The organism is Alistipes sp. DJF_B185 (assembly GCF_964250025.1).
Taxonomy (GTDB): Bacteria; Bacteroidota; Bacteroidia; order Bacteroidales; family Rikenellaceae; genus Alistipes; species Alistipes finegoldii.
The window spans coordinates 78,626-91,703 of the sequence record NZ_CAXUDY010000005.1 but is presented as its reverse complement, the minus strand read 5'-3'; the positions used below and the strand labels follow the sequence as shown (position 1 = coordinate 91,703).

Sequence of the window (13,078 nt, the reverse complement as noted above, 5' to 3'; positions counted from 1 at the left end):
AATTCAATTTTCATCAAAATATGAAATATTTAGTAAATGTGTGTGGGATATTTAATGTTTTATAGTATTTTAGGTTTTGGATATCCACTTGTGTTCTCAAATTCAAATTTTGTGTCACTAACTTTTCAGTTTTATGAAACGTATTACATTGATTGTGATTGGTTTTGCGATCTTCGCAATGTCGTGTCAAACTCAGGAAAGCGAATCCGCCACGAATTTTCCTTCTGAAACGCCATTGCAAGCGGGTGCGGAACATAATCTTTATTTACAAGAGATCCTTAATTATTTTGGCGAGAATCCTGATGTTATGACGCGTGCTTCAGGGACCGCAGAGGATTTTATCAAACAGATGGCAAGTGTGCAGACGGCTGCATTGAAAAATCAGAATTTCAGAAACATGTCCACTGCACAGATAAATGCCTTTGTGCGAAATTGTGTGGATGTTTCGGTTGATCCGGCAATTATTGCTGCCGTTGAATCCTCCCTGACGACGAAAGGTTTTTCCATTATTCCCGAAATGAATCGGGACGCCCCTTTGACTGCTGCCGTGAAAGGTTATATGGAGGAAGTGGAGCGTCTTGAAACTGCAAATGATTCTGATGCTGTATTTAAATCTAAAATGCAGAAAGCATATCTGACGTGGTATCGTGCGGCTGATGATGACGATGATCGAAAGTTGATCGCAGATTCGTATAATGTCTTTTTGGGTTCTTGGGAATATTGGACAGACAATGGTAGAGCGTGGGAGATTGGATTGAAATCTACCCGTACGATTAAGTCGTTCCTCAAGAAACTTGTTATTGCAGATGTTAAAGCAACAGCATGGGCTTGTTGGAAAGCAAAAATATATGCTCTCGTATTCTGGAAAGCTATGCTTGCAGCAGGTGCTTCCGGCAGTGCATATGCTGCGATTCGTTATTTGGTTTTTTATGAAATAATTTTCCATGCCAGTGCTGACGGCATGGGATATTATCGGATAGGAAATCAAATGTTCACAGTGGAAGAGGTGAAAAATATGCTTTGCAGGGAGATTGCACGCCAAAATCCTGAGCTGAATTTGTCCGTCGAATAGGCGTATGCTGCGGATCGTTGCCATAACCCTGATTCAGGGGATGTTGCCCGCTATTTTCGGGTTGGTGTTTTTATGGATAAAGTCGGACGTAACCCTTATCGCTCCGTGGCCAATGCTGATGCTGTTCATCTTCTTTGCGAATTTGCTGATCGTTGCGGCAGGTTGGAAATATCTCGGCGTTACGCGGAGCGACAGGCAGGCGCAAGCCATACTTATGTTCCTTGCCGTTTTCGAGCCGTTATTGACCTATAAAGTGCTTATTGCCGAGGGAACGAATTTGACGCCGTGGGTGCAAATCGCTTGTTATTGCGCCGGACAGGCTGCTGTCTGGGTCACAATCGTCTGGGGGCCAGAGATATCCGGCTATTTTATGCAGCGACGTTGGGATAAAAAGGTGCTGTCCGGTGAAAAGAAATTTCCGTCGCGCAAAGAATTCTTGGAAGAGCGGGAGCGGCGCCGGGCACAGAGATACAAAAAATAGTATCTCATAAAATAGACGAAGAAATTACATAATCCGATCCCGACAAAAATTTTTACTTTTGGTTAGGATCGGATTTAAATTCTATTTTTCATATTCTATGCTTTTTTCGCGGCCCTGATTTTGCGCAGCGGGAGTCCCAGCACGCCGAAGAACGCTTCGCGGAAGATGCCGCCGCTCATCTTGGAGGTGCCCTCGCGGCGTTCGACGAAGATGATCGATACCTCCTTGAGTTTCAGCCCCAGCCGCCACGCCGAGTATTTCATCTCGATCTGAAAGCCGTATCCCTTCATCCTTACGGCGTCGAGGTCGAGCGTCTCCAGCGCATGGCGCGAGTAGCAGACGAATCCCGCCGTCGCGTCGCGCAGGGGCATGCGCGTCACGATGCGCACGTACATCGAAGCGAAGTAGGACATCAGCAGACGCGACATCGGCCAGTTGACGACGTTTACGCCCTGCACATAGCGCGAGCCGACCACCACGTCGTTGCCCTCGGCGGCGGCTTCGTACAGCCGCACCAGATCGTCGGGATTGTGCGAGAAGTCGCAGTCCATTTCGCAAATGTAGTCGAATCCGTTGTCCAGTCCCCAGCGGAACCCCGTCAGATAGGCCGTTCCCAGCCCCTGTTTGCCGCTGCGCTCCAGCAGGTGAAGCGTTTCGGGGAGCTCTTTCCTGCGTTGCCTGACGATTTCAGCCGTCCCGTCGGGCGAACCGTCGTCGATGACGAGTAGTTCGAAAGGTTCGGGCAGCGAAAAGACCTTGTCGATCATCGCCGAGATGTTTTCCTTCTCGTTGTAGGTCGGAATGATTACCAGTTTGCGCATAGGGCCTTGTTTTCGGATTTTCTATACAAAGGTAGCATTATTTTGCAAAAACGCGCCGCCCCGGCTCTTTTTCTGCGGGGACGGCGGATATTTCCGGCGCTTTGCGCGGGAGCCGCGCACGCTTTTTACCGGCGGCGTTTCATCGCCCGGATTTCCTGCTTCGCGGCGTCGCTCACGCGGTAGGACTCGATGATTTTCTGCAGCGATTTGTTGTAGGTCCAGTCGTCCAGCGAACAGGTGCCCAGCCACACGTGCGTGCGCTGCGGAAATTTGACGTAGCAGACCGACACCGCCCATGCCACGGCCATGCGGGCGTAGTAGGCTTCGTGGCGGATGCCGTCGAGCTGCCGCAGAAACGCTTCGAGGTGCTGTTCATCGACGAAATTGCCCAACCCCATGACTACGGCGAAACGCACGTCGTATGCGGCCTGCGCGTGAAAATAGGGTTGTATGAATTCCCACATCGGCTGCCGCTCGGCGGCGCGGAGCCGCCAGCAGAAGCAGTCGCAGACGGCCCAGTTGTCGATCTTGGGTACGAAGCGGGCCACGTGTGCGAGCTTTTCGGCGGGTTCGCACCGGGCATAGCCGATCACCAGCCCCTGCAGCATCCGCTCTTCGAAGTAGAAATCCTCGGCTTCGGCCAGATATGCGCGCCAGTCCCCGGCGGCGATCTCCTTGGCGATGCTGCGCAATACGGGCAGGCGTATGCCCAGCACGTTTTCGACGCCCGGCATCAGCGCCGAGGTGAATTTCATGTATTTGGGCTCGGTGAGTTCGAGCAGTTGTTCACGCAGCGTCATCGTTTGCCGAATTTGGGGGTTATGCCGATGAAAAAGGAGACGTTGAGCCGCGGCATGGGGCGCGAAAGCACCGATTCGTACTCTTCGTTCAGCAGGTTGTGGATGCAGCCTTTGAGCGAGAACGACGCCCATTTGCAGTCGAGGCCCTTTTCGAGCGAGAGGTCGCTCATGAAGTAGGGTTTCACGCGGCCCAAGACGCCGAGATCGTTGCTCGACATGGTGTAACGTTCGCTGTACCAGTTCCATTTGTAGGTCAGCTCCCACCGCCGCCATTCGACGCGCGCCGTGAGGGCCGCCGAATAGACGGGAATGTAGACGAGCTGTTTGCCGACCGATTCGTCGGCCGGGCTGAACGGATCGCCCCGGTTGATCGAACGGGTCCATGCGAAATTGCCGTCGAGGAGCAGTCGCCAGCCACCCGAAGTCTCGGCTTCGGCCGAGAGTTTGGTCTCGACGCCGTAACTGTGGACGCGGCGGATGTTGATCGGGGTGTAGATGCCCAGTTTGGGACTGCCTATCCAGAGTATCCAGTCGTCGATGCGCGAATCGAACACCGTGGCCGACGCGCGCAGCGAACGGGCGTCGCCTTTGAGCGTCGTTTCCAAGCCCGCGTCGAACGTCCAGCCCCGTTCGGGTTTGAGGTTCTTGTTGCCGCCGGGACGGAAGTAGAGGTCGTTGAGCGTGGGGTAGCGGTAGTTGCGGGCGGCCGAAGCCCGGACGACCACGCTGCCGCGTTTCGAGAGCACGTAGTCCGCGAACAGCGCCGGGATGACGGGCGTGGTACGGTCTCCGTATAACTCCCACCGCAGGTCGGCGGCGACGCCCAGCCGCGGCACGGGACGCCATTTCACGGCGGCGAACGCCGAAAGTTCGAACCGCTCCTGCCGGTAGAGCGTATCGGCCCGCAGGCCGTTGTTGCCGATCACCGAGAGGTCGCCGCTGCGCACCCGGTGCTGGTGGAGGGCGGCGTTGGCCGAGAAGAGCCACTTCTCGCCGAGCGCATATTCGGCTTCGGCCTTGGCGAAGAGCGTGTGGATGCGGCTCCGGGCGTCGGTATTGACGACGAACCGCCCTTTGCCTTCGGGATCCTGCTTGAGCAGGTAGCGCAGATCGGTGTAGGTGTAACCCGCGCGTGCGCCGAGTTTCAGTCCGTGGCGCAGCCGCTCCCAGCCTGCCACGGCCCGCAGCGTGCGTTCGTCCTGCGTATTCTTCTTCTGTTTGCTTTTGTTGCGGTCGGACGTGAGCATCGCCAGTCCGCGGTGCGAGTCGAGGTACCATGCCGCCAGCGAGAAACGGTCGCCGCCGCGCGTGGTGTAATAAAGCTCCTGCATGACGTGCAGGTCGCGGAATCCGCCGTTGCGGTTGCGCTGCAGGGGGTAATATTCGCCGACGATTTGGCCGTTGTCGTCGGTGACGAACTCTTTCGAGTTGTAGTTGCGGAAGCGGAAATCATTGTCCGAGGTACTGTAGAGCACGCGCGTCGAACTGCTCCACCGCGCGCCGCCGTAGGTCAGGTGCAGGAATTCGTCGAACGTGGCGAACGACCCGATGCCCTGCACGTAACGCAGCCCCAATCCCTGCTCCGCAGGGGCTTTGGTCGCCAGCGTCACCGCGCCGCCCAGCCCGCCGCCGGTGACGCCCACCGAGCTGGCTCCGTGATAGATCGTCGCGTCGTCGATGAAATAGGCGGGTATCAGCGAAAAATCGACCTGTCCGAGCATCGGCGAATTGACCTTCATGTCGTTCCACGTCACCTGCGTGTGCGAGGGCGCCGTGCCGCGGAACGAGGCGGTCGCGAGCGTTGCGCGGCCGTAGGATTTGATGAAGATGGTCGAACCCGTCGCCAGCGCGTCGGCCAGCGATGCGGTGATGTTTTCGCGCAGGACGAGCGTGTCCAGCTCGGTGCGCTGCACGCCGATCTCCTTCATCGGGCGGCGTCCCGAAATATCGACCGACTCGATGGCGATGGTGCGGGCCGTCGAGTCACGCTGCGCCGCGGCGGGCAGGGCGCAGGTCAGGCAGAGGAGTATCGTCGCGGTGCGCAGCACGCGGTCAGTTGCGTTTGGTTACGGTCCGGTAGCAGCCGATGCCGCACACTTCGGTCGAAATCTCGCCGATCAGCGGGGCTTTGGCGTTCACGCCCGTCTGCACCTTGATGAAGTCGATCTGCTGCAAGTTGGCGGGCGAACCGTCGGCCGTCACGGCGTCGCTGATGCGCAGGCGGTTGGTCGTTCCGATCCGGTCCACCGTCGAGAAGTTGTCGGCGTAGCCCCATGCGAACGCCTGAGGTCTCCACTGTCCGTCGGCCTGTTCGACGTTGTCGCGCAGCCGCGTGCCCGTGAATTTCAGGTCGGCGGACTCGATCCATGCCGGGCAGTAGGACGCCTGCGTATGTTCGTCCATTCGGTCGATCGTGCCGCTGCCGCCCCGGTCGTCGGTCCATGCGGCGGAGCCGTCGGCGAGCGGCGTGTAGGTGACCGCATATCCCCGGATCGTCGCGGCGTTGTCGTACTCGCTGCCTTTCAGCTCGTACCACGTGTCGTCGGGCACTCCGTTGCCGTTGGCGTCCTGCATGACCCAGACGACGCCCGGCTCGGACGAGGTGTTCATGGCGTTGCCCTTGACGTAAAGGTCGTAACCGCCCGTGTTGGGTACCGGCTCGGCGAATGCCGCGACGAGGTATCCGCCCCATCCGCCGAGCGAAACCCAGTTGTTCTCGGCGAAGCGCGCGGCAGCGTACCGGCAGGCTTTCTCCGGCGTATCCACGTTGTCGAACGCGCCGCCGGAGCGCGCCTCTTCGTTGATGAACTGTCCCGGTGCGGGAGTGTATTCGAGAATCCGGGCTACGGGTTCGTCCGTCTGCGTGGTCGTGACCTCTTCGCCGGAGTTGCAGGCGGCCAGCAGAAGAGCCGCCAGAGGGAATGCGTATTTTTTCATCTTCTTCGAATGTTTTTTACGGTTTGAAACAGAACGATCCGGGGGTGATGCCGACGCGTATCGTGTCGACGGCCGCGCCCCGCGCCGTGAAGCGGTAGACCACGCCGTGCTGGACGTAGTCGATGGCGTCGGCCACGTAGACCTCCGAGGTCAGCGGATCGACCGCCACTTCGTAATAGGTGGTCTGCGTATAGGGCAGGAATGGCGTGACGGGCAGCTCCTCGGCATCGACCCGCATGCGCCAGACGTCGCGGTTGATGAAGTAGAGCGTGTCGCGCGTGCCGTTGAGGGTGACCGACGAGGGATGGTCGCCCGCGGCGAACGTATAGGTCTGCTCGACGCGGCGCGTAGCGGCGTCGATGCGGTAGAGCGCCGCCGGAATGCCTGCGGTGCGTCCGTCGGTGACGGTCCAAAGCTTGCCGAAGCGGTCGAGGACCAGCGACGAGGGCTGCGGCCCGACCTCGATCGAGTCCACCAGCGTTTCGCGTGCGGCGTCCACGACCAGAATCTTGTCGTCGTACGACCAGCAGTTTACGAACACTTCGTCGCCCCACTGCACCATCTGTTCGGTCGATTTGTGGCCGTTCATCGGAATCCGGCCGCGGATACGGTTGCTGCGGGAATCCACGACCGTGATGCGCGGATCGTAAAGGTCGGTGATATAGGCCGTCGTGTCGTTGGGGAAGTGGATGTAACGCGGCGAGACGACCCCTTCGATCACTCCCGTGACGCGGAAAGTCGCCGGGTCGATGACATAGACCGCGCCCGAATTGTTCACCACGACGTATCCGCGTCCTTTGTGGAGGGTCATCGACTGGGCGACGTCGCCCAGTTTCATGCCGTTCGCGCGGATGAAGATTTCGTTTTCGACGCTCCGTGCTGCCGGATCGTAGAACGACAGCGAAGCGTTGTCCCAGCCGAAGTTGCCCTCGCACGTGATGAACACGCCGCGCTGCGACTGTGCGAACGGCTCTTCATGCTGCGGTCCGTAGTCCATGCAGGCGCAGCAGAATCCTGCGCCGGCGCATAAAACCGCCATATGTCGTAAAACGCGTTTCATCGGCTTTCAAATGACTGCGGCTGGTACGGGCTGACGTGTCGGATGCCGGTGTCGGCGACGGTCTGCTGCGCCCCATTCTCCGCAGGGTGCATATTGGTTGAACGGCATGCGGCAGGTCTTCTGACTCGTTACCGTTCCGGCGCCTTCCCGTCCCGGAGGACAGTGGCCAAAGAGTGCCGGAACATGTTGCGTAACTTACAGCAGCGGGAACTGTTGCCGGATTTCACGGCATTCCCTTTTAATCCCCGCGCCCTTCCGGGGCGTTTCGGGAACCGATGCGACGCAAAAGTAATCTTTTTTCGAGACATGCCCCAAAGATTCGGACGAAAATATTAACTTTGTTGAGTAAATTGCGGCTCTGCGGACTCCGGCGAGGGTGATCGGCGGAGCTGTTGTGAAAAAAAGATTAACTTTGCCCGAAAATCGGATGTTATGACGGTTGAGATACGACGGATAACCCAAGTCTCGGATGCGCTCGAAGAGGCGTTCGCGCGGCTGATGCCGCAGCTTTCGCCGCGGCTGGGCGCGCCCTCCCGCGAGGTGTTGCGGCGTGTGGCCGGAAGCGAAACCGGGGAGTTGCTGGCTGCCGTGGCCGGGGAACGCATCGTCGGGGTGCTGACGCTGGCGTGGTACGATGCGCCTTCGGGGCGCAAGGCGTGGATCGAGGACGTCGTGGTGGACGGCGCGGCACGCGGCTGCGGCGCGGGCGATGCGCTGGTGCGCGCCGCCGTGGAGCATGCGGCCCGCATCGGCGCCGGGAAGGTGATGCTGACGTCGAACCCGGCGCGCGAAGCCGCTAGGGCGCTTTATCGCAAAGTCGGATTCGAAGAGGTGGAAACCACGGTTTTCGCCTTTAAAACAGATAAGTGATGAAAAAATTCGTGAAGATTGCGGCCATCGTGGTGGCCGTCGTGCTGGTGATCGCTCTGGTGGCGCCGATGGTGCTGCGGGGCAAGATCGCCGAGATTGTGAAGCGTGAGGCCAATGCGATGCTCGATGCGCGGCTCGATTTCGAGAAGCTGGACATCAGCCTGTTGCGCCATTTTCCCCGTGCTTCGCTCGACCTGAAGGGACTGACGCTGGTGGGCGAGGAGCCTTTCGCGGGCGATACGATCGTCGCCGCGCAGCGGATTTCGGTGGTCGTGAACGTGATGTCGCTTTTCGGCGACGAGGGGTTCGAGGTGACGAAGATCATTCTTTCGGAGCCTGCGCTTCATGCGCACAAACTTGCCGACGGCAGGGTGAACTGGGACGTTGTGAAGGCTTCGGAAGAGGCTCAGGGCGAAGAGGAGACCCCCGCCGATGCGGAACCTTCGTCGTTCCGCCTTTCGGTCCGCGACTTCAGGATCAGCGACGCGGCGATCCGTTACGAGGACGATTCGACGGGCATGCGCTTCTCGACCGCACCTTTGTCACTTCGCCTGCGGGGCGACATGTCGGCCGACCAGACCGACCTCGACCTGCGGCTGACGGCCAAGGGCATGCGGCTGGTTTCGGGCGGTATTCCGATGCTCAGCGGCGCCGAAGCGGAGCTGGATGCGGTGATTGCGGCCGATCTGGCGAACAGCCGCTTTACCTTCTCGCAGAACAAACTGCGCCTGAACGCCATCGAGGTAGGTCTCGACGGCTGGGTGGAGCTGAAAGACGACGCCGTGGCCATGGACGTCACGGCCGGCTGCGACAAGGTGCAGTTCAAGGACGTGCTTTCGCTCGTTCCGGCCTTCTACACCCGCGACTTCCGTAATCTTGCGGCCGGCGGCGAACTTTCGATGGCGCTCTGGGCGCGCGGCGAAATGCGCGGTGCGGCGCTTCCGGCGTTCGAGCTCAGGACGGAGGTGCGCAACGGCAGTTTCCAGTACTCGTCGCTGCCCAAGGCGGTGGACGGCATCAACATCGACGTCCGGATCGCCAATCCCGGCGGCGTGGCGGATAAGACTGAAATCGACCTCTCGAAATTCACGCTCCGGATGGCCGGGAATTCGCTTTCGGCGTCGGCTTATGCGACCAATCTGGTCAGCGACCCGACGTTCCGTGCCGCGGTGGACGGCCGTGTCGATCTGGGGGCCGTCAAAGAGGTGTATCCGCTCGAAAAGGGGATGGAACTGAGCGGCCTGATTACCGCCGACGTGAAGGTTTCGGGCCGTATGTCCGACATCGAAAAGAGCCGCTACGAGCGGATCGGCGCGTCGGGAACGTTCGTCGTCGAGCGGCTGGGTCTGACCATGCCCGAACTGCCTGCGGTCCATATCCGCCGTGCCGCAGCGACCATTACGCCCGCGGCCATGACGCTCGGCGAACTCGGCCTTACGATAGGCCGGAGCGATCTGGCGGCCAACGGCCAGCTTTCGGGCTACATCGGCTACCTGCTGCGGGGCGACATGCTTTCGGGACGTCTCTATGTGAAGTCCGACCTGCTGGACCTGAACGAAATGATGAACGTCATGCCCGATTCCGCACCGGAAGAGACCCCGGAGACGTCGTCGGCCGGGACTTCCTCCGAACCGGTGCAGGCCCTCAAAGTGCCGCGCAACCTGAACCTCTCGCTCAATACCGAACTGCAGAAGGTGCTCTTCCAGAAAATGACCGTATCCGGCATATCGGGCGAGATGCGCGTGGCCGGCGGCGCCCTTTCGCTCGAACGGCTGCGCATGCAGCTCTTCGGCGGTTCGGCGACCGCTTCGGGCAGCTATTCGACGGCGGCCGATCCGCAGCGTCCGGCGCTGAAGCTGTCGCTGGGGCTTTCGGGCGCTTCGTTCTCCAAGACGTTCGACGAACTGGAGATGGTGCAGAAACTCGTGCCGCTGTTCGCCAAAACGGGCGGCGATTATTCGTTGTCGCTCGACATGACGACCGCGCTCGATCCGAATATGGAACCCGACCTGCAGTCGCTCAGCGCCACGGGCAAAATCAAGTCGGCGAACATCCATATCCAGAACCTCGAAGCGTTCGATGCGCTGGCCAAGGCGCTCGACAACGACAAACTGCGGAAAATCGAAGCCAAGGACGTCGCCGTCCGTTTCTCGATCAGGGACGGTCGGATTACGACCCAGCCTTTCGACCTGAAGATGGGCGACATAAAGATCAACATGTCCGGTTCGACGGGACTCGACCAGACCATCGACTATACGGCCAAGGTGGCCCTGCCTGCGGGTTCTGCGGGCGGGATCTTGGAGTCGGTCAATGTCGGCATAGGCGGCACGTTTACCTCGCCCAAGATTACGCTCGGCGTGAAGGAAGCGGCCGAGCAGGCCGTGAAGAACGTCATTGACCAGCAGATTCAGAAGCTTACGGGCAGCGAATCGCTCGGCGAGGAGATTCAGAAGCAGGCCGACAACCTGCGCAAGGAGGCCAAACGTGCCGGCGACAAGCTGGTCGAAGCCGCCGAAGCGCAGCGCACGAAACTTGTGGACGGCGCCAAGGAGAAGGGCGCTTTGGCGAAGCTGGCAGCCGAGAAAGCGGGCGACAAGCTGGTCGAAGAGGCCAAGAAGCAGGCCAGCAAACTCAGCGCCGAAGCTGAAAAACAGATCGAAAAACTCACGGCGAAGCAGGAGTAGGGAATGCTTGTTCTTTTCGCCGTCATTCTCGGAGGAATCGTCACGGGGCGCCTGCTGCAAAGCCGGCGCCTCGCGTTCGTCTCCCGGCTGATCGCCGTCATCATCTGGGCGTTGTTGTTCCTGCTCGGACTGGAGGTCGGTTCCGATCCCGCCGTCGTGGGCGGCATGGCGACGCTGGGGCGTACCGCCTTCGTGATCTTCGTCTTCTCGGTCGCGGGAAGCATCGGGGCTTCGTGGCTGTTGTGGCGGCGTATCCGGGGCCGCAGTGCTTCCGGGACGGAGGGCACCGGGGCAAATCCGGCATCTGCAGGCTCTGTTTCGGGCCGGGAACTTGGGACCGGAGGCGGGGGCTGCGGTGCGAATTGCTCTTCCGGGACTGTTGCGGATATATCTTCCGAAACGTTCCCGAATCCGGCGGCGTGTGGCGCGTCATGCTCTGCTGAACCTTCGGATTCAGCGGTGGGTCGTGTGTCATGCTCTGCTGAACCTTCGGATTCAGCGGTGGGTCGCGTGTCATGCTCGCCCGAACCTTCGGAGCCGGCATTGTTTCGCGCGCCGTGTTCTCCCCAATCTTCGGAACCGACGGCGTGCGAGCCGACGCCCGCGCCTGCTTGTCCGGCATCCGATCCGGAAAAGCCGCTGTCGATGTGGAATGCACTGAAAGGGAGTCTGGTGATCGTCGCCTTCTTCGTCGCCGGATGCGTCGCGGGACTTTTCGCTCTCGTGCCGTTCGATGTCGCCGGGGCGCGCGTCAGCACGTATGTTCTCTATGCGCTGATGTTTTGTGTCGGCGTGACGCTGGGCCATGATGAAACCCTTGCGGGACGTGTCCGGCGGCTCGATCCGCGGCTGGCGCTGCTGCCCGTGATGACTGCCGTCGGAACGCTGGCGGGCGCGGCTCTCGCGACGCCGCTTCTGCCGCCGCTGGCCGTGACCGATACGCTGGCCGTCGGTTCGGGTTTCGGCTATTATTCGCTGTCGAGCATCTTTATCGCCGATTTCCGGGGCGCGGAACTGGGAACCGTCGCTCTGCTATGCAACGTCATGCGCGAGATCTTCACGCTGCTGGCTGCGCCGCTGGTCGCCCGTTGGTGCGGACCGCTGGCGGCCGTCTCGATCGGCGGTGCGACCACCTTCGACACCACGCTCCCCGTCATCACGCAGGCGGCCGGAAAACCCTATGCTGTGGTTTCGATTTTCCACGGCTGCACGCTCGATTTCAGCGTTCCGTTTCTGGTGACGTTTTTCTGTACGCTGTAATTGTTGGCCGCAATAAAAATCCCCGCCGGAGCAGGGAGATAAGGTCGAATCCGGTCCGAGTCCGGACGTGCGGGGAATCGGACTGCTGGGCTGCTGCCGAGTCCGGGAGTCCGTGCGTGCGGTAATTCCGGTTTCGGCCGGGGACCTCTTGTCTTTGCGGGCCTCTTGTTTCCTGCGGGCGCTTTATTTCCGGATATAGGTCTGCAACGCCGCGACGTATTCGGCGAAGGCGTCGCGTCCCGTGTCGGTGATGCGGCAGACGGTGCAGGGCATCTTGCCCCGGAAGGTCTTTTCGATTTCGATGTAATTCGCTTTCGCCAGCTTGTCCAGCTGTACCGAAAGGTTGCCCGCCGTGGCTCCGGTCTGCTGCCGGATGAAGACGAAATCGGCGCTTTCGACCCCGATGAGGATCGACATCACGGCCAGACGCAGTTCGGAATGCAGCAGGGGGTTGAGTTCTTTAAACACGGTTCCTGCGTTCGTTGTAGCGCAGCACGATTCCCGTTCCGAAGAAGAGGATGACGGCTGTCGCAAGGGTGAGTATGAATTGGGAGACGGTCTCTCCTGCTGCTGCGGCCCGGAAAATCCATGCGGCGAGAAATGCCCCCGCAATGCTGATGAAGAGCAGTCCGGCCAGCGATCCGCTCTGGTTCGACCGGTTGGCTTCGCTGCGGCGGAACAGTTCGCCCGTGACGCCCGCCGCAATGGCTGCGCCCATGGTCAGCAGTCCCATGACGGGCAGCCGCAGCCCGTCGCCCGTGGCGACATATCCCGCAGTGTAGAGACATACGCCGAGCGCATAGGCCCAGACGTTCATCAGTGTCCGGTCGTTGGCCGTGACCGTGCGGTGACTTCTGTAATGGAAATAGAGTGCGGCCAGCCCGGCGACCGTCCCGGCGAGGACCAGCATCAGCGTCATATCCCGGCCCGTCGTCCGCCGGACGACGTAATCCGCCGTTGTGACGGCCAGCGCCAGCGCTCCTGCGCCGAAGAAAAGCGTGCTCCGCACGAAACTCAGTTTGCGGCGCTGCGCTTCGAGCGAGCGGGCGATCAGCTCCATCGCCTCTTTCTCGGATATTTTCCGTTCTTCCAT

The 13,078-nt window shown here is 60.0% G+C and carries 12 protein-coding genes and 1 riboswitch; of the genes, 5 read left to right on the top strand and 7 right to left on the bottom strand.

Annotated features, from left to right (window positions below; genetic code table 11):
- Nucleotides 1-133 precede the first annotated feature (133 nt).
- Nucleotides 134-1,072, top strand: coding sequence for a hypothetical protein (locus ACESTR_RS08180; protein ID WP_022043810.1), 939 nt, complete (start codon nt 134-136; stop codon nt 1,070-1,072).
- A 4-nt stretch (nt 1,073-1,076) separates the two neighbouring features.
- Complete coding sequence (locus ACESTR_RS08175) at nt 1,077-1,553, top strand: hypothetical protein (RefSeq protein ID WP_022043811.1); 477 nt, start codon at nt 1,077-1,079, stop codon at nt 1,551-1,553.
- Between the two features lie 95 nt (nt 1,554-1,648).
- Here the strand turns inward: ACESTR_RS08175 and ACESTR_RS08170 are convergent, their stop codons facing one another.
- From ACESTR_RS08170 to ACESTR_RS08150, 5 genes are all read right to left on the bottom strand, one after another.
- The gene (locus ACESTR_RS08170) at nt 1,649-2,374 is read right to left on the bottom strand and encodes a polyprenol monophosphomannose synthase (protein WP_278714119.1); all 726 of its coding nucleotides are present in this window, start codon (nt 2,372-2,374) and stop codon (nt 1,649-1,651) included.
- Nucleotides 2,375-2,499: 125 nt separating this feature from the next.
- Complete coding sequence (locus ACESTR_RS08165) at nt 2,500-3,174, bottom strand: DNA alkylation repair protein (RefSeq protein WP_009597390.1); 675 nt, start codon at nt 3,172-3,174, stop codon at nt 2,500-2,502.
- Nucleotides 3,171-5,219, bottom strand: coding sequence for a TonB-dependent receptor plug domain-containing protein (locus tag ACESTR_RS08160; RefSeq protein ID WP_373179150.1), 2,049 nt, complete (start codon nt 5,217-5,219; stop codon nt 3,171-3,173). Before ACESTR_RS08160 ends, ACESTR_RS08165 begins: the two co-directional genes overlap by 4 nt.
- Nucleotides 5,220-5,226: 7 nt before the next feature.
- A complete protein-coding gene (locus ACESTR_RS08155) occupies nt 5,227-6,111 on the bottom strand; it encodes a hypothetical protein (protein ID WP_195559473.1) in 885 nt (294 codons plus the stop codon).
- A 16-nt stretch (nt 6,112-6,127) separates the two neighbouring features.
- Nucleotides 6,128-7,150 carry a YncE family protein gene (locus tag ACESTR_RS08150; protein ID WP_302576108.1) on the bottom strand — a complete coding sequence of 341 codons (1,023 nt, stop codon included), beginning with the start codon at nt 7,148-7,150 and terminating at the stop codon, nt 6,128-6,130.
- Between the two features lie 113 nt (nt 7,151-7,263).
- Nucleotides 7,264-7,463: riboswitch (cobalamin riboswitch) on the bottom strand.
- A 140-nt stretch (nt 7,464-7,603) separates the two neighbouring features.
- Here ACESTR_RS08150 and ACESTR_RS08145 point away from each other — a divergent pair.
- Genes ACESTR_RS08145 through ACESTR_RS08135 form a run of 3 tightly spaced genes read left to right on the top strand, consistent with a single transcriptional unit; the run spans nt 7,604 to nt 11,985 of the window.
- Nucleotides 7,604-8,041: a GNAT family N-acetyltransferase gene (locus tag ACESTR_RS08145; protein WP_009597402.1), complete on the top strand. Its 438-nt coding sequence runs from the start codon at nt 7,604-7,606 to the stop codon at nt 8,039-8,041.
- Nucleotides 8,041-10,725 (top strand): AsmA-like C-terminal region-containing protein, encoded by a 2,685-nt coding sequence (locus tag ACESTR_RS08140; protein ID WP_237958703.1) that lies wholly within the window; start codon nt 8,041-8,043, stop codon nt 10,723-10,725. The genes ACESTR_RS08145 and ACESTR_RS08140 overlap by 1 nt, the downstream gene beginning before the upstream one ends.
- A gap of 3 nt (nt 10,726-10,728) precedes the next feature.
- Complete coding sequence (locus ACESTR_RS08135; RefSeq protein WP_373179088.1) at nt 10,729-11,985, top strand: LysO family transporter; 1,257 nt, start codon at nt 10,729-10,731, stop codon at nt 11,983-11,985.
- A 183-nt stretch (nt 11,986-12,168) separates the two neighbouring features.
- Here the strand turns inward: ACESTR_RS08135 and ACESTR_RS08130 are convergent, their stop codons facing one another.
- Nucleotides 12,169-12,453, bottom strand: coding sequence for a winged helix-turn-helix domain-containing protein (locus ACESTR_RS08130; RefSeq protein ID WP_014775899.1), 285 nt, complete (start codon nt 12,451-12,453; stop codon nt 12,169-12,171).
- Nucleotides 12,446-13,078, bottom strand: a complete 633-nt coding sequence (locus ACESTR_RS08125; RefSeq protein WP_302268972.1) for a hypothetical protein — start codon at nt 13,076-13,078, stop codon at nt 12,446-12,448. Before ACESTR_RS08125 ends, ACESTR_RS08130 begins: the two co-directional genes overlap by 8 nt.

Excerpts from the sequence above, each read along its gene's own strand:
- ACESTR_RS08180 (WP_022043810.1), top strand. The coding sequence starts at position 134 with ATGAAACGTATTACATTGATTGTGATTGGTTTTGCGATCTTCGCAATG.
- ACESTR_RS08175 (WP_022043811.1), top strand. The coding sequence starts at position 1,077 with ATGCTGCGGATCGTTGCCATAACCCTGATTCAGGGGATGTTGCCCGCT.
- ACESTR_RS08170 (WP_278714119.1), bottom strand. The coding sequence starts at position 2,374 with ATGCGCAAACTGGTAATCATTCCGACCTACAACGAGAAGGAAAACATC.
- ACESTR_RS08165 (WP_009597390.1), bottom strand. The coding sequence starts at position 3,174 with ATGACGCTGCGTGAACAACTGCTCGAACTCACCGAGCCCAAATACATG.
- ACESTR_RS08155 (WP_195559473.1), bottom strand. The coding sequence starts at position 6,111 with ATGAAAAAATACGCATTCCCTCTGGCGGCTCTTCTGCTGGCCGCCTGC.
- ACESTR_RS08150 (WP_302576108.1), bottom strand. The coding sequence starts at position 7,150 with ATGGCGGTTTTATGCGCCGGCGCAGGATTCTGCTGCGCCTGCATGGAC.
- ACESTR_RS08145 (WP_009597402.1), top strand. The coding sequence starts at position 7,604 with ATGACGGTTGAGATACGACGGATAACCCAAGTCTCGGATGCGCTCGAA.
- ACESTR_RS08140 (WP_237958703.1), top strand. The coding sequence starts at position 8,041 with ATGAAAAAATTCGTGAAGATTGCGGCCATCGTGGTGGCCGTCGTGCTG.
- ACESTR_RS08135 (WP_373179088.1), top strand. The coding sequence starts at position 10,729 with ATGCTTGTTCTTTTCGCCGTCATTCTCGGAGGAATCGTCACGGGGCGC.
- ACESTR_RS08125 (WP_302268972.1), bottom strand. The coding sequence starts at position 13,078 with ATGGAAGAACGGAAAATATCCGAGAAAGAGGCGATGGAGCTGATCGCC.